At 66.4% G+C, this 23,956-nt stretch carries 24 protein-coding genes; 10 read left to right on the top strand and 14 right to left on the bottom strand.

The window, feature by feature from the left end; genetic code table 11:
- Positions 1–5 precede the first annotated feature (5 nt).
- Positions 6–1,232: an ABC transporter substrate-binding protein gene (locus AB7F11_RS00255; RefSeq protein WP_428288597.1), complete on the top strand. Its 1,227-nt coding sequence runs from the start codon at positions 6–8 to the stop codon at positions 1,230–1,232.
- A 4-nt stretch (positions 1,233–1,236) separates the two neighbouring features.
- Positions 1,237–2,046, top strand: a complete 810-nt coding sequence (locus AB7F11_RS00250; RefSeq protein ID WP_428288596.1) for an SDR family NAD(P)-dependent oxidoreductase — start codon at positions 1,237–1,239, stop codon at positions 2,044–2,046.
- A gap of 9 nt (positions 2,047–2,055) precedes the next feature.
- Here the strand turns inward: AB7F11_RS00250 and AB7F11_RS00245 are convergent, their stop codons facing one another.
- The 8 genes from AB7F11_RS00245 to AB7F11_RS00210 form a co-directional block, all read right to left on the bottom strand.
- Positions 2,056–2,970, bottom strand: coding sequence for an SMP-30/gluconolactonase/LRE family protein (locus AB7F11_RS00245; protein ID WP_428288653.1), 915 nt, complete (start codon positions 2,968–2,970; stop codon positions 2,056–2,058).
- Between the two features lie 11 nt (positions 2,971–2,981).
- Positions 2,982–3,563: an amino acid synthesis family protein gene (locus tag AB7F11_RS00240; RefSeq protein WP_428288595.1), complete on the bottom strand. Its 582-nt coding sequence runs from the start codon at positions 3,561–3,563 to the stop codon at positions 2,982–2,984.
- A 24-nt stretch (positions 3,564–3,587) separates the two neighbouring features.
- Positions 3,588–4,505 (bottom strand): NAD(P)-dependent oxidoreductase, encoded by a 918-nt coding sequence (locus AB7F11_RS00235; RefSeq protein WP_428288594.1) that lies wholly within the window; start codon positions 4,503–4,505, stop codon positions 3,588–3,590.
- A 17-nt stretch (positions 4,506–4,522) separates the two neighbouring features.
- Positions 4,523–6,166: an AMP-binding protein gene (locus tag AB7F11_RS00230; RefSeq protein ID WP_428288593.1), complete on the bottom strand. Its 1,644-nt coding sequence runs from the start codon at positions 6,164–6,166 to the stop codon at positions 4,523–4,525.
- 9 nt (positions 6,167–6,175) lie between these two features.
- Complete coding sequence (locus tag AB7F11_RS00225; protein ID WP_428288592.1) at positions 6,176–6,928, bottom strand: SDR family oxidoreductase; 753 nt, start codon at positions 6,926–6,928, stop codon at positions 6,176–6,178.
- On the bottom strand, positions 6,925–7,998 hold the full coding sequence (locus AB7F11_RS00220) for an amidohydrolase family protein (protein WP_428288591.1): 1,074 nt from the start codon (positions 7,996–7,998) through the stop codon (positions 6,925–6,927). Before AB7F11_RS00220 ends, AB7F11_RS00225 begins: the two co-directional genes overlap by 4 nt.
- A 90-nt stretch (positions 7,999–8,088) precedes the next feature.
- Positions 8,089–8,850, bottom strand: coding sequence for an SDR family oxidoreductase (locus AB7F11_RS00215; RefSeq protein ID WP_428288590.1), 762 nt, complete (start codon positions 8,848–8,850; stop codon positions 8,089–8,091).
- Positions 8,851–8,877: 27 nt separating this feature from the next.
- On the bottom strand, positions 8,878–9,897 hold the full coding sequence (locus tag AB7F11_RS00210) for a cyclase family protein (RefSeq protein WP_428288589.1): 1,020 nt from the start codon (positions 9,895–9,897) through the stop codon (positions 8,878–8,880).
- Positions 9,898–10,032: 135 nt separating this feature from the next.
- Here AB7F11_RS00210 and AB7F11_RS00205 point away from each other — a divergent pair, with 135 nt between their 5' ends.
- From AB7F11_RS00205 to AB7F11_RS00195, 3 genes are read left to right on the top strand one after another with little or no spacing between them, the layout of a single operon-like run.
- Complete coding sequence (locus AB7F11_RS00205; protein ID WP_428288588.1) at positions 10,033–11,214, top strand: thiolase C-terminal domain-containing protein; 1,182 nt, start codon at positions 10,033–10,035, stop codon at positions 11,212–11,214.
- A gap of 5 nt (positions 11,215–11,219) precedes the next feature.
- Positions 11,220–11,669, top strand: coding sequence for a Zn-ribbon domain-containing OB-fold protein (locus AB7F11_RS00200; protein WP_428288652.1), 450 nt, complete (start codon positions 11,220–11,222; stop codon positions 11,667–11,669).
- Positions 11,651–12,802 carry an MFS transporter gene (locus AB7F11_RS00195; RefSeq protein ID WP_428288587.1) on the top strand — a complete coding sequence of 384 codons (1,152 nt, stop codon included), beginning with the start codon at positions 11,651–11,653 and terminating at the stop codon, positions 12,800–12,802. The genes AB7F11_RS00200 and AB7F11_RS00195 overlap by 19 nt, the downstream gene beginning before the upstream one ends.
- A gap of 4 nt (positions 12,803–12,806) precedes the next feature.
- On the opposite strand, the gene AB7F11_RS00190 is transcribed toward AB7F11_RS00195, so the two are convergent.
- The 4 genes from AB7F11_RS00190 to AB7F11_RS00175 are packed head-to-tail and all read right to left on the bottom strand — an operon-like array spanning position 12,807 to position 17,404.
- The gene (locus AB7F11_RS00190; protein WP_428288586.1) at positions 12,807–14,021 is read right to left on the bottom strand and encodes an MFS transporter; all 1,215 of its coding nucleotides are present in this window, start codon (positions 14,019–14,021) and stop codon (positions 12,807–12,809) included.
- Entirely contained in the window at positions 14,018–15,118 is a 1,101-nt protein-coding gene (locus AB7F11_RS00185) for a CaiB/BaiF CoA transferase family protein (RefSeq protein ID WP_428288585.1), read from the bottom strand. Before AB7F11_RS00185 ends, AB7F11_RS00190 begins: the two co-directional genes overlap by 4 nt.
- 28 nt (positions 15,119–15,146) lie before the next feature.
- Positions 15,147–16,550 (bottom strand): hypothetical protein, encoded by a 1,404-nt coding sequence (locus AB7F11_RS00180; RefSeq protein WP_428288584.1) that lies wholly within the window; start codon positions 16,548–16,550, stop codon positions 15,147–15,149.
- Between the two features lie 8 nt (positions 16,551–16,558).
- Positions 16,559–17,404, bottom strand: coding sequence for a hypothetical protein (locus tag AB7F11_RS00175; RefSeq protein ID WP_428288583.1), 846 nt, complete (start codon positions 17,402–17,404; stop codon positions 16,559–16,561).
- A gap of 195 nt (positions 17,405–17,599) precedes the next feature.
- Between AB7F11_RS00175 and AB7F11_RS00170 the strand changes: the two genes are divergently transcribed.
- The 5 genes from AB7F11_RS00170 to AB7F11_RS00150 all read left to right on the top strand — a co-directional run bounded on the left by AB7F11_RS00170 (position 17,600) and on the right by AB7F11_RS00150 (position 22,786).
- Positions 17,600–18,442 carry a FadR/GntR family transcriptional regulator gene (locus tag AB7F11_RS00170; RefSeq protein WP_428288582.1) on the top strand — a complete coding sequence of 281 codons (843 nt, stop codon included), beginning with the start codon at positions 17,600–17,602 and terminating at the stop codon, positions 18,440–18,442.
- Positions 18,443–18,604: 162 nt separating this feature from the next.
- Positions 18,605–19,837 carry an amidohydrolase family protein gene (locus AB7F11_RS00165; protein WP_428288581.1) on the top strand — a complete coding sequence of 411 codons (1,233 nt, stop codon included), beginning with the start codon at positions 18,605–18,607 and terminating at the stop codon, positions 19,835–19,837.
- A gap of 5 nt (positions 19,838–19,842) precedes the next feature.
- Positions 19,843–20,244 carry a cupin domain-containing protein gene (locus AB7F11_RS00160; RefSeq protein ID WP_428288580.1) on the top strand — a complete coding sequence of 134 codons (402 nt, stop codon included), beginning with the start codon at positions 19,843–19,845 and terminating at the stop codon, positions 20,242–20,244.
- A gap of 89 nt (positions 20,245–20,333) precedes the next feature.
- Positions 20,334–21,305: a Bug family tripartite tricarboxylate transporter substrate binding protein gene (locus AB7F11_RS00155; RefSeq protein WP_428288579.1), complete on the top strand. Its 972-nt coding sequence runs from the start codon at positions 20,334–20,336 to the stop codon at positions 21,303–21,305.
- Positions 21,302–22,786, top strand: coding sequence for an FAD-dependent oxidoreductase (locus AB7F11_RS00150; RefSeq protein ID WP_428288578.1), 1,485 nt, complete (start codon positions 21,302–21,304; stop codon positions 22,784–22,786). The genes AB7F11_RS00155 and AB7F11_RS00150 overlap by 4 nt, the downstream gene beginning before the upstream one ends.
- A gap of 4 nt (positions 22,787–22,790) precedes the next feature.
- On the opposite strand, the gene AB7F11_RS00145 is transcribed toward AB7F11_RS00150, so the two are convergent.
- Together AB7F11_RS00145 and AB7F11_RS00140 are read right to left on the bottom strand one after the other, a co-directional pair.
- A complete protein-coding gene (locus tag AB7F11_RS00145; RefSeq protein WP_428288577.1) occupies positions 22,791–23,531 on the bottom strand; it encodes a FadR/GntR family transcriptional regulator in 741 nt (246 codons plus the stop codon).
- Positions 23,532–23,614: 83 nt separating this feature from the next.
- Positions 23,615–23,938: an NIPSNAP family protein gene (locus AB7F11_RS00140; protein ID WP_428288576.1), complete on the bottom strand. Its 324-nt coding sequence runs from the start codon at positions 23,936–23,938 to the stop codon at positions 23,615–23,617.
- Positions 23,939–23,956: the final 18 nt, after the last annotated feature.

The following is a 23,956-nucleotide window of genomic DNA, read 5'->3' as shown; positions in this document are numbered from 1 at the left end:
CAACCATGACACATGAATCGCATTTTTCCGCAGGTCGCCGCCGGCTCCTGCAAACCGCTGGTGCCGGCGCGGCCATTCTGGGCGCACCGGCCCTGGTGTTTTCGCAGGGCAATGCGCCGATCAAACTCGGCAGCCTGCTGCCGCGCCAGGGCCCGTTTGCGCTGCAGGGCGAAGCCGCCTCGCTGGGCATCAAGATTGCGCTGGACCAGGCGAACAACCAGGTGCTGGGTCGTCCCATCCAGTGGGTGGCCTACGACGAGCCCAATCCCCTGGGTGCTCAGCAGAACATGCAGAAACTCATCCAGGAGGACAAGGTGGCGGCGGTGATCGGCGGCAGCAACAGCGCCACCGGCCTGGCCATTGCCTCGACGGCGGCCAGCGGCAAGATGCCTACCATCATCAGTGCCGCGCTGGCGCGCGAGATCACCGGCAAGAACTGCAACCGCTATGTGTTTCGCAACAATGCGCCGCCGCCGGTTTATGCCAAGCTGGTGGCGCGCCAGCTGCTGCCCATTGGCAAGCGCTGGTACTTCCTGGTGGGTGCCTACGCCTATGGCCAGGAGGCCTACCAGATGCTGAAAAAAGAACTGGAGGCCGCTGGTGGCACGGACCTGGGCGTCGATTCGGCGGCCGTGGGCACGACGGATTTCAGCTCCATCATCCTGAAGATCCGACAGGCGCGACCCGACGCCGTGGCGCTGGGCATCGCGGGCACCGACCTCACCGCCTTTCTCAAGCAGTACAACGAGTTCGGCCTGCGTGGCCGCATTCCGCTGGCCAGCCTCACGGTGGCCGATGAAGACATCTGGTCGCAGAACGGCCTGTCCGGCATCATGGGCAAGTACTGGCATTTCAACAACCCGGCCAACGGCCCCGCCGAACGCGCCTTCAACGAGGCCGTGCGCAAGGCCAAGGGCACGCCGGCTTCGGCCAGCATGGCCCAGGGCTGGGTGTGCATGAACATGATCCTGGCGGCGATCACGAAGGAAAAATCCACCGATGCGGCCGCCATCGTGCGCGGTCTTGAAACGGTGCGGCCGGCCAACGTGCCTGGCTACTTCCGCGACTGGGATCACCAGTTCATCACGCGCCTGCCGGTGGCCAAGGTGCGCGACAACGTGACCGACCGGTACGACGCGCTGGAGATCCTCAACACCGACATGAAGATGGCCGACTTCGAGGCGCTGTACGGAACGAAGGAAGAAATCGGCTGTTCCATGGGCGGTCTCTGAAGACATGTTGAAACTGGAGGGGCAGGTGGCCATCGTCACCGGTGCGGCGCGCGGCCTGGGCCGCGCGTACGCGCTGCGCCTGGCCACGCTCGGCGCCGACGTGGTGGTGGCCGACATCGACCTGGCCTCGTCGCGCGAGTTCGGCGAGGAGCTCACCGCTGCGACCGTGCCTGACGAGGTGCGCGCGCTCGGACGGCGCAGCCTCGGTGTGCAGGGCGACCTCACCCGACGCGAAGCCGCACGCGCACTGGTGCAGCAGACCCTGGCCGAGTTTGGCCGCATCGACATCCTGGTCAACAACGCGGGTGGTGCCTTTTCTCCGGTGGAGCGCAGTGCGGCGTCGAAGTTCACCGACGAGGACATGGCGCAAATGTTCGGCGTGAACTACCACAGCGCGGCGCTCTGCTGCCAGGAGGTGGCGCCGACGATGCGTGAGCAGCGCAGCGGCGTCATCGTGAACGTGGCCACCATGGTGGCGCTCGACGCCTCAAAGTCCGGCGCCAACCTCACCCCTTATTCGGTTGCCAAGGCGGCGGTGCTGCATTTCACGCGCCACCTGGCCGCCGAGCTTGGGCCCGATGGCATCCGCGTGAACTGCCTCTCGCCCGGCGGCATGCTGACGCAGCGCATCCGAAAACAGTCGGAGGGCCGCAACATGCACACCGAAAAGGAAATGCGGCGTATTCCGCTGCGCCGCTTTGGTGATGTGGAAGACTGCGCCAACGTGCTGGAGTTTCTGGTGACGCCGCTCTCGGGCTATGTCACGGGGCAGTGCATCTCGGTCTGCGGCGGTGCCGTGCTGACCCCTTTCTGAGCGCGGGCCTCACCAGCCCGAAAAATTCAGCTTGAGTCCCGGCCGGTCCCAGGCTGTGGCAACCAGCTCACCCCGGTGCGCCAGCGTGATGTACGCGGTCTTCAGATCGGGGCCGCCGAAGCAGATGTTGGTGGTGTGGCCATCGGGCATGGGCACGTGGCGCACGTCCTGGCCATCGGGCGAGACCAGGGTGATGCCACCCCGGATCAGCGTGGCGCAGCACACGGTGCCGTCGGCGCACACCGCCATCGAGTCCAGCATCTGCAGGCCGGGCAGGCCCACCACCAGGCGGCCGCCATTGGGCGAAGGGCGCGGTTGGCGAGCCACTTCGCCAGGCCCCGTGATGTCGAACGCCCACAGACGGCCGGTCTCGGTCTCGGCCACGTACAAGGTTTTCTCGTCGGGCGAAAGGCCCACGCCATTGGGTTTGGAGATCGGGAAGATCACCTCGCGGATCAGGTTGCCGTCAGTGCGTGCGTAGTACACACCGCCGCGATCCATGTCGCGTGCCCTGGTCTTGCCCAGGTCGGTGAACCAGAAGCCGCCCTCGCGGTCGAACACCAGGTCGTTGGGGCCGCACAGCTTGTGCGGGCCGATGTGGGTGTAGAGCACCTCGACCGCGCCGGTGTCCAGATCGACGCGCTCGATGCGACCTCCCTGGTAGTCGGCGCTGGGCCCCACCACGTGGCGCTTGCCGTTTTCGATGTGCCAGGCGAAGCCGCCGTTGTTGCACACGTAGACCTTGCCGTCCGGCCCGAGCGCGGCGCCGTTGGGGCCGTCGCCCAGCTCGGCCACGGTCTGCTTGCGGCCATTGGCTTGAATGCGTGTGAGCCGCCCGCTGGCCACCTCGACCACGAGAAAGCTGCCGTCCGGCAGAGCGACCGGTCCCTCTGGAAAGTCGAGCCCGCTGGCGATGGTGCGCATGCCGTTGGCGTTCATCGTTGCCCATCCTTCACCGAGACGGCTTCTTTGGTCAGCCCGCCCAGGCGCGAATGGACGCGTCCGCCGGTGCCCATGACCAAGGCGAACAGAATCTCCTTCGGGCGCGGTGCGTCCTGGATGCCAATCTCCATGCTGTTGAAATGGCTGCGCACATACGAAGCATGGATGTAGTGAACCGGCACCATCACGCGGTACCCGGCACTGGCCACGGCCTTGACCGCGGGCACCATCGCCCTGGGTTCGCCCAGCACCGTTCGCATGGCCCAGCCGCCGGCCTCGTGCCAGACCGCGCCGTGTTCCATTTCGCCGTCGATGCCCACGATGGCGGCCTTGCTGTAGACCTCGATCTGGTCGCGCCCGCCCAGCGTGTCCACCAGTTCCTGGGCCAGCAGCGTGCCCAGCGAGCGAAGTTCCTGCATGAAGGGCATGAGGTCTGGCTCGTAGCGGCCCGCATAGGGGTTGTGAATGACGGCGCAGCTGGCCGCCATGCGCAGGGGCTTGTCGGTGGGCGGGCCGCCTTCGTGGAAAGTGGTCTCCACCGTCAGCGAGCGTTTGCGGATCTGGATCAGTGACATGGTGTGCAGTCCTGTGGGTGGAGATCAGGTGTCGATGCCGCTGTGGCGTTCGAGCAGGCGAAGGATGGCGGTGTTGTCCACGCCCACTTCGAGTTCGTTCACCGCCTGCTTCCACAGATCTGCGCAGAGGTTCATCTGGGGCGCCTTCACACCGGTGGCCTGCTGCAGGCCGCGCGCGGTGGCCAGGTCCTTGGCCTGCAGGCCGAGTGCGAAGCCGCCATTGAACTCGCGCGAAATCATGAACTGGCGCAGTTTGGTCTCAGTGGCCACGTTGCGTCCGCTGGAGGCGTTGAGCACGTCGGCAAAGACGTTCAGGTCCAGTCCCATGCGGCGCGCCACGAGCAGGGCTTCGCTGGTGGCGAGCAGGCCGGCCGCATACACGTAATTGTTGAGCGCCTTCATGGCGTGGGCCGAACCCACCTCGCCCGTGCGGATGAGTTGGCTGCCCATGGCCTGGAGCACGGCGCGCACGCGATCAAAGGCTGCATCGGGGCCGCCCACCATGATGGAGAGCGTGCCGGACCGCGCCTTGGCCACCGAACCGGAGACCGGCGCGTCGAGCAGGGTGATGCCGTCCTTGGCCATGCGCTGAGCGAGTTCACGCGTTCGCACGGGATCGGACGAGCCCATGTCCACCACCACGGTGGACGCCTTCAACACCGTGCACAGACCCGGGTTCTGCGGATCGCCCAGCACCACGGCGTCGGTAACGGCGCTGTTGGGGAGCATGGTGATCACCACGTCGCACACCGCGAGGTCGCGCAGGGAAGACACGGCATGCAGCGCATGGCCCCATGCCGGATGGGCGTGCAGCAGTTCGATGCGCGCGGCAGACTGGTCGTACACGCGCACGTCCATGCCCGCGGAAGCGGCGAGGTGTTCCGCCATGGGCAGGCCCATCATGCCCAGTCCCACGAAACCCGCCACGGTGTTGGTTGCCATGCCGTGCTCCTGGTGTTTCAACGCTCGAGCACGATGCCGCTGCGTTCACGATCCCACACCGACGCCAGCGAGGCTTCCATGGCCTGCTTGAGGCGGAACTTCTCCACCTTCTGGTTCACCGTGACGGGCAGCTCCGGCAGCAATTGCACATACCGAGGCACCATGAAGTACGACATGTTGCGGGCACAGTGCTGCACCAGATCGGCTTCGCTCAGGGTCTGGCCTTCGCGCAGCACCACGCTGGCACCCACCTCCTCATCGCCCTCCGGTGTCTTGACCGGAAACACCGCCACGTTGGCCACGGCGTCAAACCGGGCCATCACCTGTTCGACCTCGTAGGCCGAGATGTTCTCGCCGCGTCGGCGGATGCAGTCCTTCTTTCGGTCGACAAACCAGAAGTAGCCGTCGGCATCGCAGCGCGCGCGGTCGCCGGTGTGGAACCACTGGTTGCGGTGTGCGGCCAGCGTGGCCTCGGGCATCTTGTAGTAGCCGGTGGTCGCCCGCCACGGCTCGTGCGAGCGGATCACGAGTTCGCCGACCACGTCCGTCGGACATTCGAAGTCGTCGTCGTCCACCACACGAAGCTCGAAATCGCGCCGTGCCTTCCCGATGGAGCCCAGCTTGCTGACCGGCGCGCCAGGCACGAAGGCGCTCACGGTGCCGAAATCGGACAGACCGTAGTTGCTCATCGCCTTGAGGCCGAAGCGTTTCTCGAACTCCGGGATGAAGCCCGGCATGGGCGACATGCTGACCAGGCGCAAGCGGTTGTCCGTGTCGTCAGGCCGGGGCGGCTGGCTCCAGAGGAAGTTGGACATGGCGCCGAGGAAGTTGGTGATGGTCGCCTCCGAGCGGCGGATCTCATCCATGAAGCGAGAGGCCGAAAAACGCTGCGAGATCGCCACCGAACCCCCGCAGACCAGCGCGGCGCAGAAGGCGGCGAGCAGGGCGTTGTTGTGGAACAGCGGCAGGCAGATGTAGAACACGTCGGACTCGCGGTATCCCTGCGCCTCGGCGGCACTGGTGCCGTAGGTGAGCGCGGCAGCGTGCGGCAACATGCTGGCCTTGGACGGCCCGGTGGTGCCACTGGTGAAGGCCAGCATCAGCAGGTCGGAGCACTTGACGTCGGCCTGCGGTTCCTCCGTGGAAGCGGCGGCGAGCAGGGTCGCCAGGTCGTGCGCCGGTTTGGACTGGGAGAGGCTTTCTGCGGAAGCGGGCTGGCCGTCGGCACCGAGCACCACCACGCCGCGCACCAGTTCCAGCTGCGGCAACACCTCGGCCAGGCGGGGTGCCAGCGCTTCGTCGACGATCACCAGCGACGCATCTCCGTGACTCATGTAGTAACGCAGAAGATCGCCGCGCGCGGCGGTGTTCACCGGCACCGAGACCGCCCCCAGCTTGCCCAGGCCGAGGAAAAGCGCCAGGTGCTCGGCCGAGTTGCCCAGCATCAGGCCCACGTGCTGGCCCTTTTCCACGCCCAGGCCACGCAGCACCTGCGCCGCCCGGTTGGCAAAGTCGTCGAGTTCGGCGTACGTCCACTGCCGGCCGGTCCAGAGTTCGGTGAGGAAGGTCTTGTCACCAAAGCGTTTGCGCTGCTTGCGCAGCACCTGGCCGATGGTGAGTTCGCGGAGGGAGAAGGTTTCGCGCTGGTAGGTGTCGGTCATGGAAAGGGCTCAGGGCATGTAGGTGCCACCGTTGATGTCGAAAATGGCGCCGGTGATGAAGGAAGAGCCGTCGCCCGCCAGGTAGCTGACCGCCGAGGCGATTTCTTCGGGGTCTCCGTAGCGGCCCAGCGGCACGCTGCGGGCGAAGGCGGCGCGCACCTCGGGCGATGAACCGGCGGTCATGGCGCTCTCAATGGGGCCGGGCGCGACACAGTTGGCGGTGATGCCGTCGACCGCTCCTTCCAGTGCCGCGATGCGGGTGAAACCGATCAGTCCCGCCTTGGTGGCTGCGTAGTGGGCGCTCGCCACCGGTGAGGCGGTGCGGCCGCCGCGAGAAGAGATGTTGATGATTCGGCCCCAGCGGTGCCGGCGCATCAGCGGCATCACGCGCTGGCAGAACACGAACGCCGATGTCAGGTTGACGGCCATCACCTCCTGCCACTGCGCCATGGGGATTTGTTCAATGAGGAACTTGCCGCCTTCGCGCTTGGGGTGGATGCCGGCGTTGTTGACCAGCACGTCGCAACGGCCGTAACGCGCGTCGACCGCCTCGACGGCGGCGTGGATGGCAGTTTCGTCGGCCACGTCGCAGACGATGGCATGGGTCTGTCCTGCGACATCGGCGGCGATGGAGGTGATGCTGGCAGACCGATCGAGCATGACGGTGACGAAGCCGTCCTTGGCCAACTGCGTGGCAATGGCCAGGCCGATGCCGCTGGCTGCGCCCGTGACCAGGGCCACGCGAGGCGATGCGGTGCTCATGGCTGCCGTGGCGCGGGTTGCGCCAGCTCGGGGGGCAGCCGGTAGCTGCGCACCGCGCTGCCGGCGAAGAGGTCTGCTTTCTCCGATTCGGAGAAGCCGGAGGCCAGTCGCTTGAACGTGTTCCACAACACGCGGTAGCTGCAGCACGACTTGTCGACCGGGAAGTTGCTTTCGAACATCGCCCGTGAGGTGCCGAACGCCTCGATGCAGGTGTGTACGTATGGACCCCAGGCCTCGGCGAGTTCCTCCGAGGTGGGTGGCAGGTCGCGTTCATGGAAGTCGAAGCCGCCCAGGCGCATGCCGATCCCACCGAGCTTGACCGTGACGTTGGGCCGTTCGGCCAGTGCCAGGATCGACGCCTTCCACTGTTTGAAGACTTCGTCCTGCCGGCCTGCGTAAGGGCCTAGTCCGGCGCGCCCGCCCAGGTGATTCAGCACCACCGGCGTGTGCGGGTTGGCGTCGATCAGCTCGATGAGCTGCGGCAACTGTGGGTGGTACACCCAGGCGTCGAACGACAGACCCAGGCGCCCCAGCACCGAATGGCCCTCGCGAAAAGCCGGGTTCAACAGCAGGTCGTGCGGAGGCGGACGCAGCAGCGTGCTCACCTCGGGGCTGGCGTCCCAGGCGGCCATGTGGCGGATGCCCCGAAACCGGTCGGGTGCCCGCTCCATGCAGGCACGCAGCACGTCTTCGGCGAAGGCACCCAGGGTGAGATCAACCTTGCCGACGATGCCGGCGGCCACCCGCACCGGGCCATAAACGCCGCTGGCGCTCATGGCGGCAATGCCATTGACGAACTCGACTTCGCCCACGCAGGCGAAGCGGGGGTCTCCATCGGCGCGGTACATGGAGCTGCACTCGGCGAACACCGTGCCGCGCACGTGGTGGCCGGTGTTCAGGTCGGCCAGGATCTCGGGCAGCAGGTAGCGGTGGTGCGGCCGATCCCACAGGTGGTGGTGCGGATCGACGATGGGGCGCTCAGGATCGAGCACCGGCTCGTCGCGCAACGCCAGCCAGGCGTCGTCGATGAAATGATGGGGTGGCGCTCCGCGCCGTTTGGCATTGTTCATCCTGGTGTTCCATGGCGCCGGAGCGCAGCTGGCAATTCGAGACCAACGAGACCAGAGCCGCGCAGCGGCGCAGGGGGGGGTCTCACTCTTTCAGCACATATACGTGCCGCCGTTGACGTCGATGACCGTGCCGGTCAGGTAGCCGGAGTCTTCCGACGCCAGGAACTGCACCACGTGGCCGATCTCGTCGGGTGTGCCGATGCGGCCCACGGGAATGCGTCCCACCAGCATGGCACGCTGCTCTGCGCTGCCCTGATCTGTCATGGGGGAGACGATGCGGCCCGGTGCAATGCAATTGGCCGTGATGCCGTCCGGCGCGACCTCGGCGGCGATCACCCGCGTCATGCCGATCATGCCGGCCTTGGCGGCGGCGTAGTGAATGCCAGCGGTGTCCACCAGCGTGCGCCCTGCCCGCGAGGACATGTTGACGATGCGGCCCCAGCGGTGGCGCTTCATGAGCGGCGCCACCTCTCGGCACAGCACGAAGGCCGAGGTGAGGTTCACACCGATGACCTCGTTCCACTGCGCGGTGGTCATCTTCATGAAGCTGTTGCGCTCGCCGTTCACCTTGGGATGGATGCCGGCATTGTTCACCAGCACGTCCAGGCGGCCGTGCTGAGCGTCGATTTCGGCCACCATGCGCAAGATGGCCGCCTCGTCAGAGATGTCGAGCACCACCGACTGAGCCTTGAAACCCTCCGCGCGCAAGGCCGCGGCGGCCTGGTTGACCTGGTGGTCCCGGTCGATGGCGATCACCTGGTATCCCGCGCGCGCCAGGCGCTGCGCAATGCCCAGGCCAATGCCGCCCGCCGCGCCGGTGACTGCCGCCACGCGTTCCTTGATGTCTGTCACGTTGCTTTCTCCTCGAAGTGTGTCAAGTCAAACCGTTCCCACTGGCATCGGCGGCGAACCCACCAGGCCTGGCAGCCGCAATGGGGGTGCCGTCAGCAGGAAGCGGCTGCGGTTGTGCGCGCGCAGCCAGGGGCCGAGTTCGCTGAAGTTCCAGATCTCGCCGAAAAAGATGCCGAGCTTGAACAGGCAATGCGCATGCAGCGGCATGAAAGAATGCTTCGGTCCGCCGCCGGCGGCGGCCGCGCTGGCCACTGCTTCCACGCCCAGGTTGTCGGCGCAGATGGCCACCAGCCCGCTGTCGGTGATCCAGTTCAGCAGAGCGGTGTCTTTGCCGTCAAGCACCGCGCAGGACTTCTTGAGGCGATCGAAATCGGGCTGCTTCTTCATGGCCAGCACCAGGTCGGCCCAGCCGGTGTAGAGGCAGAGAAAGTCGCCGGCCTCCACGCCGGTCTTCTGCCGTTCAAGCGCGCGCATGAGGCCGTCGTATCCCACCACGGCCGGTGATTCGCCGTGAACGGCGTTCAGATCCACCATCACGCCGCGCCCTTGCGCGCCGGTCTCGGCCAGCGTTTCCATGCCGAGTTTCTTCGCGAAGGGACCGCCCGGCTGGTCGGGGCCGAGCACATGCTCGCCAGCGCGCCAGCCGTTGTAATAGACCGGCTCGGCCACGCCGTCGCCGTCGGCGTCGAACTCCTGACCCCAGTGCGCCAGCGAATCCCACTGCGTGGAGTACTGCGTCCAGATCGTCACCGCGTCGTCGGACGTGATGTCGAACAGCGAATGGTTCTGGCAGGAGAAGCAGAAGTTGTAGCTGTACTCGCCGGTGGCTCGGCGCGTGGCTTCGATGCGCGGCGCGCGCCGGCTCGGCACCAGCTCGGCGCCACCGGGGTAGTCCAGCGGCATGCTGAGCGAGAAGGCCAGGCCCTCGGTGACTTCGCGCACCGCGGCGAGTCGCCGGGCCGGGGTGATCAGGTTCATGCGCCCGATCTGATCGTCCTCCCCGAAGTCGCCCCAATTGGAGCCTTCGGGCCTGTTTTTCCATCGCATAGTCGGTGTCTCCAAGCTGACTTTTGAAGTCGGCAGCCAGTATAGTTCGTATGCTAGTATTGGTCCATCCATTTGAATTTCAAATATTTTGATGTCTGATGTCAGACACGAAAGAAGGGCACAGAGGACGCTTCGATGACCGATCGATCACTCAGGGGACGCGTTGCCATCGTCGGCATCGGAGAGACCACCTACTACAAGCACAGCCAGTCGCCTGACGCCGAGTTCAAGCTCGCGCTGAAAGCGGTGCTGGCGGCCTCGAAGGACGCTGGCATCGACCCGCGTGACATCGACGGCTTTGCCTCCTATTCCAACGACCGCTCCGATCCTTCGCGCATGTCGGCGGCGCTCGGCGCAAAGCAACTGCGATCGACGACCATGCAATGGGGCGGTGGTGGTGGCGGCAACTGCGGCGCAGTGGCCAACGGCGCTGCGGCGATCGCTGCCGGCCTGGCCGATTGCGTGGTGGCCTACCGCTCGCTGGCACAGGGCCAGTTCGGACGGTTCGGCAAGGCGCCCACGGCCACGACGATATCGAGCGACATGGCTTACCAGGCGCCGTATGGCGTGCTTGCGCCGGGGCAGAAGTTCGCCATGAAGGCGCGCCGGTTCATGCACGAGCATGGCGTGAAGCAGGAGGCGCTGCGCGCCATAGCGATGGCGTCCTACCACCACGCTCAGTCCAACCCGCGCGCGGTGATGTATGGCAAGCCGCTGGACGAGGCCAAATACGACAACTCGCGCTGGATCGTCGAACCGTTTCACCTGTTCGACTGCTGCATGGAGAACGATGGCGCAGCCGCGGTGATCATGGTGCCTGCCGAGCGCGCGAAGGATTTCCCGAACCGCCCTGTCTACATCCTGGGTGCGGCCACCGGCTCGGACCACCGGGTTGGCGCCAATGCCCACAACCAGCCCAACTACGCCAGTTCGAGTTTTTCCACTGTGGCGCCCAACATGTTCCGTATGGCGGGATTGGGCCCGAAGGACGTGGGCGTGGTACAGAGCTATGAGAATTTCACCGGCGGCGTGCTGATGGCGCTGGCCGAACACGGCTTCTTCAAGCCCGAGGAAGCCAACGAGTTCCTGCAACTGGAGAATCTGCTCTCACCCAGCGGCAAGCTGCCGCTGAACACCAGCGGCGGCAACCTGGCCGAGTGCTACATGCATGGCTTTGAACTGGTGCTGGAGGCGGTGCGCCAGGTTCGTGGCACCTCGACCGCGCAGGCGCCGCGCAACGATGTGGCCCTGGTGATCGGAGGTCCCATGGTCACGCCGGTGAGCAACCTTCTTCTGGGATCGGAGGCCACGCTGTGAGCACCATGACCACCAACGAGTCTTACCTGCCGGCCGGTCTTCCGATCCCGGTGCCCGAGCCCGATGGCCTGTCCGCGCCATTCTGGAATGGCCTGCGCGAGGGTCGCGTGATGGTGCAGCACTGCAAAGCCTGTGGCACCTGGCAGCATGGCCCGGAATGGATCTGCCATGGCTGCCATGCCGTCGATCCCGAGTGGGAGCAAGTGACGCCGCGTGCGCGCATCTACAGCTGGGAACGCGTCTGGCACCCCGTGCATGCCTGTCTGAACAACCACGGCCCCTACCTGGTGGTGGTGGTGGAGCTCGATGGGGCACCCGGTGTGCGCATGCTGGGCAACCTGCTGGGCGACCCCATGGAAGAGGTGCGCATCGGTGCTGAAGTGGAAGGCGTGTTTGAGCACCATCCGCAGGCCGACCCGCCTTTCACACTGCTCCAGTGGCGCTACGCGAAATAGGTTCGTCTGTTCCCCTGCGGCTCATTGGCCTACTGGTGCTGGGCCATGTGGCCTTCGCTGCGGGCCGCTTCACGCTGACCTTGCAGGCGGTGGCGCTGGACGCCTCGCCGCTGGCGATCGGGCTCGTCATGGGTCTGCTCATGGTGGTGCCGATGTTCCTTGCGGTGCAGACCGGCCGCTGGTCCGACCGCATCGGCCACACGCGGCCCGCGATGGCTGGCCTGGGCATGGCAGCCGCTGGCGCCCTGCTGGCCGCGTGGTGGCCTTCGATTCCCACCTTGTGCGTGGCCAGTGTGCTCGTTGGCACCGGCTACATGCTGGCCCATGTGTCGGTGAACAACGCCATTGGTCAGCAGGCCCCGCACGAGGGGCTGACACGTGCTTTTTCGGTGCTGGCCATGGGCTTCTCGCTCTCCGGGGTGGTGGGGCCGTTGGTCTCGGGCGTGGCCATCGACCAGCTGGGACATTCGGCGGCATTTCTGGGCGCGGCGGCCTGCTCGCTCGGCGCCCTCTACATCCTGGCGTCCTCCCCCGATTCGCCCGTGCCGCTGCGACCCGCAGTGCCTGAAGCGTCCCACTCGGTGGGCGATTTGCTGCGCCATCGGCCGCTGCGTGCGGTGTTCGTGGTCAGTGGCCTGCTCTCCATGGGCTGGGACCTGTTTTCGTTCCTGGTGCCTTTGCATGGCGCGCGTTCCGGTCTGAGCGCGACCGCCATCGGCTCGGTGATGGGGGCCTTCGGTGTGGGCACCTTCGTGGTCCGGATCTTCCTGCCTCACCTGGCCGCCGGGCTGGGCCAGTGGCGCACCTTGCGCTGGGCCATGTTCATCACCGCCGTGGGTTACCTGCTGTTCCCGATGGCCACTTCGCTGACGTTGATGCTGCTGGCGGCCTTTGCGCTCGGTATTGCGCTGGGTTGTGGCCAGCCCATGGCCATGGGCCTGCTCCATGTGACCGCGCCCGCCGGCCGGGCCGGCGAGGCCGTGGGCGTGCGCTCCACCATCACCAGCGCCAGCCAGACCTTGCTGCCGCTGGTGTTCGGCGCGCTGGGTTCGGCCATGGGGGTGGGCGTGGTGTTCTGGCTGGGCGCTGTGCTGCTGGCCGGTGGCGGCGCCTACGCTGGCCGCCATCGCTGAGGGTTCAGTGGGCCGACGGCCCGCGGTGGCGCAGTGCGCGGGCAAATGCCCAGCCCGCGATCAGCAGGCCAGCACCTGCTGCCACCAGCATCGGTGGGTAACCGAGGTGGTCGACCGACCAGCCTGCCAGCGTGACGCCCAGCGCCTGGCCGCCGAACAGACAGAAGGCAAACAGCGCCACTGCGGTGCCGCGCGAAGCCGGTGCCATCTGCGTCGCATGGGTCTGCAGCGTGTTGTGAAACAGGTAAGTGCCAAAACCCATGATCAGCGCGATGGGGCCGGCCGCCAGCCACCAGGGTGAGAGCCAGAGCGCGAGGAAGGCAGCGCCCACCAGCACACCGCCCACCAGCACCATGCGCCGTTCACCGAGCCGGGCCACGATGCGCCGGGCGCTCACCGCATAGACCAGGCCGCCCACCGCGTACAGCGCAATCAGGCCCGAGGCCACAGCCAGCGTGAGGCCGTGGCGTTCGTGCAGGTAGGTGGGAAGAAACGCCATGGGACCGAGCAGGAAGATGCCTTCCGCTCCCACTGCCAGCAACACACGGCGTGCCCAGGGCACTTGCAGCACCGACCACAGGCTGCGACCGAAGTGGCTCGACCCCGTGCTGGCGGTTGCTGGCTGCACCGGCATGCGGCGCACCCGCCGCAGCAGCAGACTGGCCACCAGGGTAAAGCCTGCGGCCAGGGTGAAAAAGGCGCCGCGCCAACCGGCGGAAAGATCGGCGAAGAGGCCGCCGGCCAGCTGGCCAGCCATCATGCCGGAGAGCGTTCCGGTGAGAAAGCGCGCCAGCGTGGCCTGGCGGTGGGCGTAGGGCACGTTGTCGCCGATCCAGGCCATGGCCAGCGGGATCACGCCGGCGGCGGCCATGCCCCAGAACATGCGCGCCCACACCAGCGTGTCGAAACCCGGTGCCAGTGCCGAAGCGGCGGCGCCGCCAGCGCAGCCGAACAGGGCGGCGCACATCAGGCGCGCCTTGCCATAGCGGTCGCCGAGCGGGCCGAAGACGAGCTGCATCAGGCCATAGGCCACCGCAAAACTGATGACCACCTGGCCTGCCGCGCCGGGGGTGATGTCGAAGTCGCGCGCCAGGCGGGGGATCAGGCCATCGCACACGCGCAGGGCCGCGCCGCTGAAGAAGGCGGCGCAGGCCAGCAGCACGATGGTGCTGTCGCGCTCGGCATCGAGCGAGGCACTTGAAACCGGCTCGGCGTTCACGCCCAGCGCGCTCGCACCGCCTGCGCGGTCACGGCGGTGGCGGGCGTGGGCCCCTGGATGGCCGAGGGCGTGCGCGAGAAACGGGGCGCCGGGGCGGGGTGGCTCACGCCCTCCACGTCCACGAAGGCCTGGCGCGCCAGGTTGTGCGGATGGCTGGGCACCTCGCTCAGCGGCAGCACAGGGGCGAAGCAGACGTCGGTGCCTTCGAGTTGCGCTACCCATTCGTCGCGCGTCTTGCTGCGGAAGATGCGCTCGAACTCGGCATGCATCTCGGGCCAGCGCGTGCGATCGAGCTGTGAGCCGTGCAGCGAAGCGGGCAGACCCACACGCTCGCACAGATCCTTGAAGAACTGGGGTTCGATCGAGCCGACGCTGATGTACTGGCCGTCGGCGGTTTCGTAGGTGCGGTAGTAGGGTGCACCGCCATCGAGCCCATTGCTGCCGCGCTCTTCCTTGAAGAGACCGCGTCGGGCGTGCGACACGAAGTTGCTCATGAGCGAGATCACGCCATCGCTCATGGCGGCATCCACCACCTGGCCCCGCCCGGAGCGCCGGGCTTCATGCAGCGCCGCCAGGATGCCGACGATGAGGTACAGGCTGCCACCGCCGTAGTCGCCCACCAGGTTCAGCGGTGGCACCGGCGCGCCGCCGGCCGGACCGATGGCGTGCAGCGCACCTGCGATCGAGATGTAGTTGAGATCGTGGCCTGCGGCCTGGGCCAGCGGGCCGTGCTGGCCCCAGCCAGTCATGCGGCCATACACCAGGCGCGGGTTGCGCGCGGCCACCACGTCGGGACCGAAGCCCAGGCGTTCCATCACACCCGGGCGAAAGCCCTCCACCAGCACGTCAGCCTGTTCCAGCAGGGCCATGACGTCTTCGCGCGCGGCAGGGTCTTTCAGGTCGGCCAGCACCACGCTGCGGCCGCGCCCGGTGATGTTGTTGTGGTCGCCCAGCTTGCGGGTCGGTCGGTCGATGGTCACCACGTCGGCGCCCATGTCGGAGAGCAGCATGCAGGCGAACGGCCCGGGGCCGATACCGGCGAACTCGACGACACGAAGGCCGGCCAAAGGCCCGCTGGCGGTGGAAGAAGTGGTCATGGGTGGAGTCCTTTCAAGAGGCAAGTGGTCAGCCATGGCCACGCAGGACCGTGGCGATGGTACCGAGGAAGAGTGTGGCCAGGCCGAGGTAGATCACGGCAAAGCCACGGTTGAGGTTCACGGTGACGGTGGTCACCGAGTAGCCGGAATAGCGGTGTGCCATGAGCGCGATCATGGAGAACGGCGTGGCGTAGCTGGCCACGCCCCAGGCCACCAGGATGGTCGACATGTGGACCGTGACGGGCAGCCCGACCATGGCAGGCGGCAAGGCCGTGCCCACCAGCACCACAGTGAGCACCGGGTGCACGGCGAGAAACGCCAGGCCGATGACGAGGGCGATCAGCGCGAAGCAGGCCAGGAAGGGAGACGTCGCCAGCACGGCGCCGATGGCGGTGGTCCAGGCGTCCGGGATCACGCTGGCGATCACCGTGCCACCGCAGCCGGCCGCCATGAACAGGGCCACCTCGCCAGCGAGCGCCGGCAGCTTGAGGTAGTCCTCGTGCAGGCGCTGGCGGGCCTGCGCCAGGCGTTTCGGGCCCTGGGCCTGCAGAGCATGCAACACGAGCACTGCAAGGGGAATGAGCAGCACGATGCCTGCGACCACCGCCACCTGCAGCGCATGGGCGAGTGCGATCACCGCGGCCAGAAAGAGCGCCATGGCCGCCAGCATGGGCAGCAGCGCGCGGTAGAGTGGCGCGCGCGCCATGGGCACAGGCGGCGACAGGGTGCGGTGGCGCAGTCTCCGCATCTCCAGCAGCGTACCCAGCACGATGGAGGCCGCTGCCATCGCCAGGCACAGCGGCACCACCGTGGCCCACGACAGCCCTGGGTAGAGCGCCAGCAGGATGGTGACGTTGCTGAACATGGGGCTCCACATGGTGGCCGCCGCGAAGCTTCGCATGATGGCGGCCAGCATCGACAGGCGATCTTCCTCTGCCTGGACTTCACCTTTGCTGGCCATGTCCATCAGCATGCTCACACCGGCCAGGCCCATCAGGCCGCCGAAGAGTTGGCAGGCCAGCGAGACCAGCAGGTAGCGGCTGCGCATGCCGGTGGCCAGCAGGTGGCGTGCCACCACGCCGGTCTGCGGCGCGGCGAGTGCGGCACGTGCCATCAGCGTCACGGAGGAAATGATGGAGGCCATCAGGCCACCGATGGCCACGCCCTTGCTCAGGCTTTGACCGGGCGCCGCCGCGAAGGGCAGCAGCAACAGCGTGACGGCGCCCAGGACCAGCGCGACGCGGCGGATGCTGGGCGGCAGGCGAGCACGTTCTCTCACCAGGAACGCGACTGCGGCCACCCCCACCAGCGCCACCGCACCAGGGTGGGGATGGAACAGGTTGAACAACGTGCCGATCATCATCGCCACCAGCAGCAGGGCGCTGGTGGCAGCTGGCTGCACTTCTTTCGCGGGGGGACTGGCGACTGCCACGGGTGAGCTCACTCCAGCAGCAGCAGCGCTGCCTCCTTCGCGCTCTGGCCAACCCGCACACCCTTGTCGCGCGCCGGCTGGTTGCAGGCGCTGATCACGCCGTCGAAGTAGGTGCTCTGTCCATCGCCCATGCGGGCGGTCAGCGCGCTCACTGAAGCGCCGGGGATGCCGTCGGGTTCGACGGCTTCCAGTGCGGACAGGCCCGAATTGTTCTTGCCCACGCCACCATCGGAGCATATGAAGGCCCAGGGGCGGTAGTCGCGGAAATAGCCCACCACGCTGCGGCCGGTGTGGCCAGCCGTGCAAAGCACGTTGCGGTTCTTGTCTTCGGGCAGGGCATAGGCAATGGAATCGGTGCACACGATGCTGCGGCCACTGGCGGCGGTGTGGATCACCCGGCGGCGAGTGGGCTCGAACACCGCAGGCTTCTTCTCGCCGGTCTGCAGGAAGCGAGCGGCGTCGCTGGCCTTCATGCCCGGCTCGATGCCCAGCGCCTGCGCCGCGTCGTTCACGCGGCTGACGATGCCGTTGTCGTAGAGGTCACTGCCGTTGCCCATCTCGGCGGTCATCACGTCCACCGCCGCTGCGGGCACGCCCAGCGCTTCGTAGTACCAGAGACCGGCGATGCCGGCGCCGTCCTTGCCGATGGCGCAGTCGAGCCCGATCACCGCGCAAGGCTTGGCGGACATGACCATGCGCGCGCACAGCACGCCGCTGTACGACGCGTTGACCACGACGTCGTTCGCGGTGGCGGGTTCGGCGGCCACGTAGGACTCCACGTAGGTGGCGGAGTCGAAGACGAGCACGCGTCCCTGTGGGTTGTGGACGATGCGCGGGGAATGGGTGGATGCCATGCAGATTCCTTGTGTACAGAAGGCGGTTCGAGGGTTCTGGAGATGGTCGAAGACCCGGTGAAATGCTGTAATGGTAAGTCCATTTAAGGAAGTTGCCGTGCAGGCCGGAAATCGGCCTGACCTCAAAACCCTTGCTGATATGCTTTCGCCCACTGTCCGCAAGCCTGCGGCAGAGCGAACAGAGAGGAAGAATTCATGGAGCCGACGCAGGATCTCGCTTTCCAGCAAATCAAGACCCGCAGGGTATTCGAGGAGATCTGCGAACAGATCCGCAACCGCCTGAGCTCGGGCGCGCTCAAGCCGGGCGACAAGTTGCCGGCCGAACGCGATCTGGCGCTGGAATTCAAGGTCAGCCGGCCCGCGGTGCGCGAAGCCTTGCGCACGCTGGAAATCTCCGGTGTGGTGTCGCTGCAGAAGGGTGTGAAGGGCGGTACCTTCATCCGCGACGGCAACCCCGCCATGCTCACGCAATCCCTGCAAGACCTGATGTTCCTCGGCCGCGTGACGCTGCGCAGCCTGGCCGAGGCCCGCGTGCTCATCAACGGGATGGTGATGCGCCTGGCCTGCGAGCGGGCCACGGAGGAAGACTTCCAGGCCATCGAGGACAACATCGCCTTCATCGAAAGCAGCGAGGACATCCTGCACCGGGCCAACGCCGGCGTGATGTTCTTCCGCCTCATCGCCAAGGCCACCCGAAATGAGGTGCTGATGATGCTGGTGGACTCGCTCAGCGACATCATCCGGGTGGTGATCGACCGCACCGGCCGCGTGGCGCGCCCCGAGCTGGTCTCCGTGCGCAAGCGCATCCTCAAGGCCATGCGGGCTCGCGATGCGGACACGGCCATCAAGCTCATGAACGAGTACCTCTCGGTGGTCCACCAGGGCATGGACGCCGACCCCATCGAGGTGCTGCGACCCGGGCGCACCGTGGCCGCCGTGGCCAAGGACTCGCTGCCCCTGGGCAAGGCTCGCGCCAAGCCCGCGGCGAAGTCCGACACCAGGCCGGTCAAGCCAGCTACCCGCGCCGCCGCGCGCTGACGGCGGGCGACATCGGTCGCCCCGTTTCCCCTGCTTCCCCCGGCGAGCGGGCTCGGTGTTGCTGCGCCCGCGTGGATTGCTTGACAAGGGGTTTTCGGGCCATATAATGGTCATACCATTCAAATACGAATGCCCGATCAATCACCACGAGGACCATCCACCATGAGCGAAATCGTCGTCAACGAAGCCAACCAGTGGCGCCTGAACACCCCCGGCGCCACCGGATGGGAGAAGTCGCCGCAGCCCGGCGCCCCCAACAAGTACCTGATGATCTCTTCGGACACCCACGCCAACGAGCCGGGCAACCTTTGGGCCGAGCGCATCGACGCCAAGTACAAGGACCGCCTGCCCAAGATGTGGATCGACGAGAAAGGCATCCAGTGGCGCAAGATGGAAGCGTCCGAGCAGCCTGACCGCCTGGTGCTGGCGCGTCTCGAAGGGGAAGACCTGGCGCGTTCCAAGGCCGGCGCGACCGCCACCGAGAAGGGTCCGTCCGTCGACCAGCGCATCAAGGACCTGGACATGGACGGCATCGACGGCGAGATCATTTTTCCGGGCAAGGGCCTGGGCATGTGGTACACGTTCGACCCCGATTTCGCGCACGCTCAGGTTGAGGTCTACAACACCTGGGCGCATGAAACCTTCGGCGCACACTTCGACCGCCTGTCCCCTGCCGCCGCTCTGGCCACGGGCAACATCGAGGCCACCCTGAAGGAAATCGACCGCTGCCTCAAGCTCGGCTTCCGGCATTTCACGCTTCCCTGCAAGCCGCTGTTCGGCCCGCCCAAGACCAACGAGCTCAACTACAACAAGGTCGAGTTCGACCCGATGTGGGCGCGCTTCACGGAGGCCGACGTGCCCGTGACTTTCCACGTGTCCACCGGCAAGGACCCGCGCACCACGCGTGGCCTGGGCGGTGCGGTGGTGAACTACGTGGTTCACTCGCTTTCGCCCACGCTGGAGCCGCTGGTCAACATCTGCGCCTCGGGCGTGGCCGAGCGCCACCCTGAGCTGAAGTTCGGCAGCGTCGAAGCCGGCATCGGCTGGGTGCCATGGATGCTGGACGCGATGGACGAGGCTTACCTGAAGCACCACTTCTGGGTCAAGCCCAAGCTCAAGGCGCTGCCGTCGGACTTCTTCAAGGCCAAGGGTTTCGCCACCTTCGGTGAAGACCGCGCCGGCCTGGCGCTGATGGAAGAGCATGGCCTGCAGGACAACTTCATGTGGGCCAACGACTACCCGCACCACGAAGGCACCTGGCCGCATTCGGCCCAGGCCATCGAACGCCAGATGGGTGGCATCAGCGAAGCCAGCCGCGTCAAGGTGCTGGGCATGAACGCCGCCAAGGTGTTCGGCTTCAAGGAATTGCTGGCCCAATACGAAGCCAAGGCCTGATCACCATGAACGCCATCACGCCCTTCCATCCGCAGCACGAAAAGCTGGGCGATGACGAGTCGCGTTACGTGGACGTGCAGAGCATTCCCTGGAAGCCCACGCCCACGCCCGGCATCGACATGAAGGTGCTGATGCAGGACGAGAGCAGTGGCCTGCTCACTGCGCTGTTTCGCTGGCAACCCGGCACGCAACTGCCGCTGCACGAACACGTGGAGATTGAGCAGACCTACGTGCTCTCGGGGAGCATCGTGGACGACGAAGGCGAGGTGCGTGAAGGCGACTACGTGTGGCGGCCCAAGGGCAACCGCCACCTGGCGCGTTCGCCCAATGGCGCGTTGGTGATCTCCTTTTTTCTGAAACCCAACAAGTTCCTCGAAGGCGAACACGCTGGCAAGGAGCTGAAGTAAGGTAACGGGCGCCTTGCTTCCGTTGCATCCATCTGGCAGGGGCCGCTCGACGTAGCGGCCCTCCTTCTTTTGATCTCACTGGAATGAACATGAATCACACCCGGCGCGCCCTGATGGCCGTTGCCGCCGCCCTGTTGACCAGCGGCACCGTCCTGGCTCAGGCCAGCTTTCCCAGCAAACCGGTCCGAGTGATCGTGCCGTACCCGGCTGGCGGTCTTTCTGACTTCCAGATCCGTGCCATGGCCGAACCGCTGGGCAAACTGCTGGGCCAGCCCATCATCGTGGACAACCGACCGGGCGCTTCCGGCGCCATTGGCACCCAGGCGGCCGCCACCTCCGCACCCGACGGACACACCCTGGTGTTCGTCAACAACGGTTTTGTGATCACCCCGCATCTGAACAAACAGGCGGGCTACGACGCGCTCAAGAACTTCACCGCCGTGTCGCTGGTGACGACATCGCCCATGGTGCTGGTGGTCAACAACGAGATTCCCGCCAACACCGTGCCCGAGTTCATCGAGTACATCAAGTCGCGTCCTGCCGGTATCGAGTACGGCTCGGCGGGCACCGCGTCTTTCGGCCACATGGCCACGGCACTTTTCTCGCAGGCCACGGGCCTGAACATGGTCCACATTCCCTACAAGGGTGAAGCGCCCATGACCATGGCGCTGCGCACGGGAGAGGTCAAGCTGTTGATCACCACGCCGTCGCCTTCGATGATGGGTGCGGTCAAGGAGCGCCAGCTCAAGCTACTGGGCGTGGCTTCGTCCAAGCCGGCGCCGCTGCTGCCAGGTGTGAAGCAGATATCGGACACCGTGCCTGGCTATTCGGCGGAGGTCTGGTTCGGCCTGTTTGCACCGGCCGGCACGCCGCCGGCCCACATCGCCAAACTCAACGACGCGCTGGCCAAAGTGCTGGCCATGCCCGAGATCAAGGAGAAGTACGCCGGCGTCGGCGCCTCGGCCACCCACAGCACGCCTGCGGCTTTCAACGAGATCACGCGGGCCGAGTCGGCGAGGTGGAGCGATCTGATCAGCAAGACTGGATTGAAAGCAGAGTGACGCTCCACTGCGACGTCGTCATTGTCGGGGCCGGCGCGTCCGGCCTGTCGGCTGCCATTGAGGCCGCCGACTGCGGCGTGCGCGTCGTCGTGCTGGAAAAGAACCCCATGCCGGGCGGCAGCAGTCGCCTTTCAGTGGGGTCGATCAACGCGGCGGGCTCCAGCCTGCAAAAGCGGGCTGGCGTCGTGGACACGCCCGACGAGCACTTCGCCGACATGGACCATTTCATGGGTCCGTTCGCCGGCCAGGACAACCTGGCGCTTCGCCGCTTGCTGGTGGACCACGCTGCCGAGTCGCTGGAGTGGCTGATGTCGCTCGGCCTGAGCTTTTACGGCCCCACGGCCGACCCGCCGCACCGCCATCCGCGCATGCACAACGTGCTGCCCAATTCGCGCGCCTATCCCTACTATCTGAACCGGGCGGCGAAGGCCCGCGGTGTGGATGTGCGGCTGGATGCTCCGGTCCTGGAAATCCTGCGATCGAGCGACGGCGTCGTGCGCGGCGTGCTGGCGCGCATCGACGGGCAGCCGGTGGAGATCGAAGCGCGTTCAGGCGTGGTGCTGGCCTCGGGCGACTACAGCAACGACCCTGAACTCAAGCAGCGTTTTCGGCCCGAGCTGGCGAACATCGCGGCGATCAACCCCACCGCCACCGGTGACGGCCACAAGCTCGGCGAAGCGCTGGGCGCGCGCGTGGTCAATGGCGACGTGGTCTATGGTCCTGGCCTCCGTTTCATGGAGCCTGTGCGGCCCAGCCTGGTGCGGCGCCTGCCGCCATCCTGGCTGCTCGGCAAACTCATGCAGTGGGCGCTGAACCGGCTGCCAGCCTCGCTGTTCCGCCCCTTCGTGATGTCGTTCATGACGGCCTCCCTGGGGCCAGAGGCATCCCTGCTGCGCGCAGGTGCGGTGCTGGTCAACCGCGAGGGACAGCGTTTTGTGGACGAACTCGTGCAACCGGGTCTGGCCATTGCGCAGCAGCCCGGTGGCCATGCCTGGCTGTTGTTTGACCAACGCGTGGCCACGATGTTCTCCGGGCCGCCGCACTACGTGTCCACCGCGCCGGGCGTGGCCTTTGCCTACCTGCCGGACTACCGGCGCCACCGCCGGGACCTGTACCACCGTGCCGAATCTCTTGAGGCACTGGCCCTCAGCGCGGGCTTGCCCGTCAGCGCCTTGCAGGCCGCGATCGGCAGCCACAACGCGGCGCTGCCCGCCGACGATAACCGCCGTGTGCAGCAGGGCCCCTTCTATGCGCTGGGACCGCTGGAGAGCCGCATCGTCATCACCGACGGGGGTCTGGCGGTGAACCTGAACCACCAGGTGCTGCGCGAAGACGGCACTGTGATTCCAAGGCTCTATGCCGCAGGCGCCGTGGGCCAGGGCGGCGCCCTGCTCGCCGGCAATGGTCACCACATCGGGTGGGCCGTCACTTCCGGGCGACGCGCCGGGCGTTTTGCGGCGCAGGAGAAAGCCCGGACCTAAGGTCTCAGTTCTTGGTGCGGGAGTTCCAGAGATCGAGGTACTTGATCTCCAGGCGTTCGAGGAACTTGGTCATTTCCTGTTCGGCGGCATCGGCATCGCGGTCGCGCAAGTGCTTGAGCAGGCGCCGCCGCGAGGGCAGGGTGTAGGCGTTTTCGCTCGGACCGATGGCCTTGATGAACTGGCGCATGAGTTCGCTCATGCCCTCCACAGCAATCAGGATGATGGGGTTGCGCGTGGCCTCAGCCAGGATGATGTGAAACTGCCGGTGCAGTTCGGCGCGTTCCTCGAAGTTGCCCGCTTTCTGGGCCTGCGCGGCGGCGGCCACGTTGGCTTCCAGCCGCTGGAGGTCTTCCTCGGTGAGGCGCTCGCAGGCCACCCGAACCACGATCCCGCTGATCCAGGTGCGCGCCTCGGTCAGGTGCTGCGGTGTGATGGCGCCCAGGTGGTAGAGGTCGCGCAGTCCGTTGACGATCACGCCCGAACTGCCGGGCAGGACGAAGGCGCCGCCGGTGGCGCCCTTGCGCAATTCGATCATGCCCGAGAGCTCCAGCGCCCGCAGTGCCTCGCGCAGGGTGTTGCGGCTCACGTTGAACTTGGCGGAAAGCTCCCGCTCGGCGGGCAAGCGGTCTCCGGGCTTGAGCTTGCCGCTGGCCACCAGCTCGCGGATCTGGTTGGCGATCTCCTCGAAGGCGCGTTGCGGCGTGATCGGGGCAAAACCAAGCGCGGAGGCGGGTGCGTTGTTCATGCGTGTATTCGAAGTGAACGATGCTCGCATTTTACCGACCGGCCGGTCGAACTTTGCGCCGCAGGCGCGAAGCGGCTCTGGGCCTACTTCAACGAGAAGGGCACGGCCATGAGCAGCTCGTTGCTGATCTTGGCCACCACAGGTCCGTCCTTCTCGCTTTCCGCCAGGGCCTTGGCCCAGTCGGGGTCGTTGCGAAAGTCCGTCCAGGCCTTGTCGCGCTGGGCGTGCGATTCCCATTCCAGGATGTACTTGATCTGCAGGTTGTCGTCGCCCACGGCCACGGTGAACAGCGGGCCGGCCTTCATGCCATGCTTCTTGAACAGGCCGAGCGTGGCGTTTTCGAAACGCTTGAGGACGATGGGCATCTTGCCGGGCAGACAGGTGTAGGTGCGCAGTTCGTAGAACATCGGTGGTCTCCGTTGGGA

It is taken from the genome of Hydrogenophaga sp. (assembly GCF_050250835.1).
GTDB lineage: Bacteria > Pseudomonadota > Gammaproteobacteria > Burkholderiales > Burkholderiaceae_C > Hydrogenophaga.
Note: the sequence above shows the minus strand (reverse complement) of the source record. Positions and strands in the feature narration are given on the sequence as shown.

Bases quoted from the DNA above. Each gene is read 5' to 3' on its own strand.
- AB7F11_RS00245 (WP_428288653.1), bottom strand. From the start codon at position 2,970: ATGCGCACCATCGCCAGCGGGCTCGACTTTCCAGAGGGACCGGTCGCT.
- AB7F11_RS00185 (WP_428288585.1), bottom strand. From the start codon at position 15,118: ATGACCACTTCTTCCACCGCCAGCGGGCCTTTGGCCGGCCTTCGTGTC.
- AB7F11_RS00160 (WP_428288580.1), top strand. From the start codon at position 19,843: ATGAACGCCATCACGCCCTTCCATCCGCAGCACGAAAAGCTGGGCGAT.
- AB7F11_RS00225 (WP_428288592.1), bottom strand. From the start codon at position 6,928: ATGAGCACCGCATCGCCTCGCGTGGCCCTGGTCACGGGCGCAGCCAGC.
- AB7F11_RS00205 (WP_428288588.1), top strand. From the start codon at position 10,033: ATGACCGATCGATCACTCAGGGGACGCGTTGCCATCGTCGGCATCGGA.
- AB7F11_RS00250 (WP_428288596.1), top strand. From the start codon at position 1,237: ATGTTGAAACTGGAGGGGCAGGTGGCCATCGTCACCGGTGCGGCGCGC.
- AB7F11_RS00235 (WP_428288594.1), bottom strand. From the start codon at position 4,505: ATGGCAACCAACACCGTGGCGGGTTTCGTGGGACTGGGCATGATGGGC.
- AB7F11_RS00210 (WP_428288589.1), bottom strand. From the start codon at position 9,897: ATGCGATGGAAAAACAGGCCCGAAGGCTCCAATTGGGGCGACTTCGGG.
- AB7F11_RS00230 (WP_428288593.1), bottom strand. From the start codon at position 6,166: ATGACCGACACCTACCAGCGCGAAACCTTCTCCCTCCGCGAACTCACC.
- AB7F11_RS00240 (WP_428288595.1), bottom strand. From the start codon at position 3,563: ATGTCACTGATCCAGATCCGCAAACGCTCGCTGACGGTGGAGACCACT.
- AB7F11_RS00165 (WP_428288581.1), top strand. From the start codon at position 18,605: ATGAGCGAAATCGTCGTCAACGAAGCCAACCAGTGGCGCCTGAACACC.
- AB7F11_RS00170 (WP_428288582.1), top strand. From the start codon at position 17,600: ATGGAGCCGACGCAGGATCTCGCTTTCCAGCAAATCAAGACCCGCAGG.
- AB7F11_RS00175 (WP_428288583.1), bottom strand. From the start codon at position 17,404: ATGGCATCCACCCATTCCCCGCGCATCGTCCACAACCCACAGGGACGC.
- AB7F11_RS00200 (WP_428288652.1), top strand. From the start codon at position 11,220: ATGACCACCAACGAGTCTTACCTGCCGGCCGGTCTTCCGATCCCGGTG.
- AB7F11_RS00155 (WP_428288579.1), top strand. From the start codon at position 20,334: ATGAATCACACCCGGCGCGCCCTGATGGCCGTTGCCGCCGCCCTGTTG.
- AB7F11_RS00140 (WP_428288576.1), bottom strand. From the start codon at position 23,938: ATGTTCTACGAACTGCGCACCTACACCTGTCTGCCCGGCAAGATGCCC.
- AB7F11_RS00220 (WP_428288591.1), bottom strand. From the start codon at position 7,998: ATGAACAATGCCAAACGGCGCGGAGCGCCACCCCATCATTTCATCGAC.
- AB7F11_RS00255 (WP_428288597.1), top strand. From the start codon at position 6: ATGACACATGAATCGCATTTTTCCGCAGGTCGCCGCCGGCTCCTGCAA.
- AB7F11_RS00145 (WP_428288577.1), bottom strand. From the start codon at position 23,531: ATGAACAACGCACCCGCCTCCGCGCTTGGTTTTGCCCCGATCACGCCG.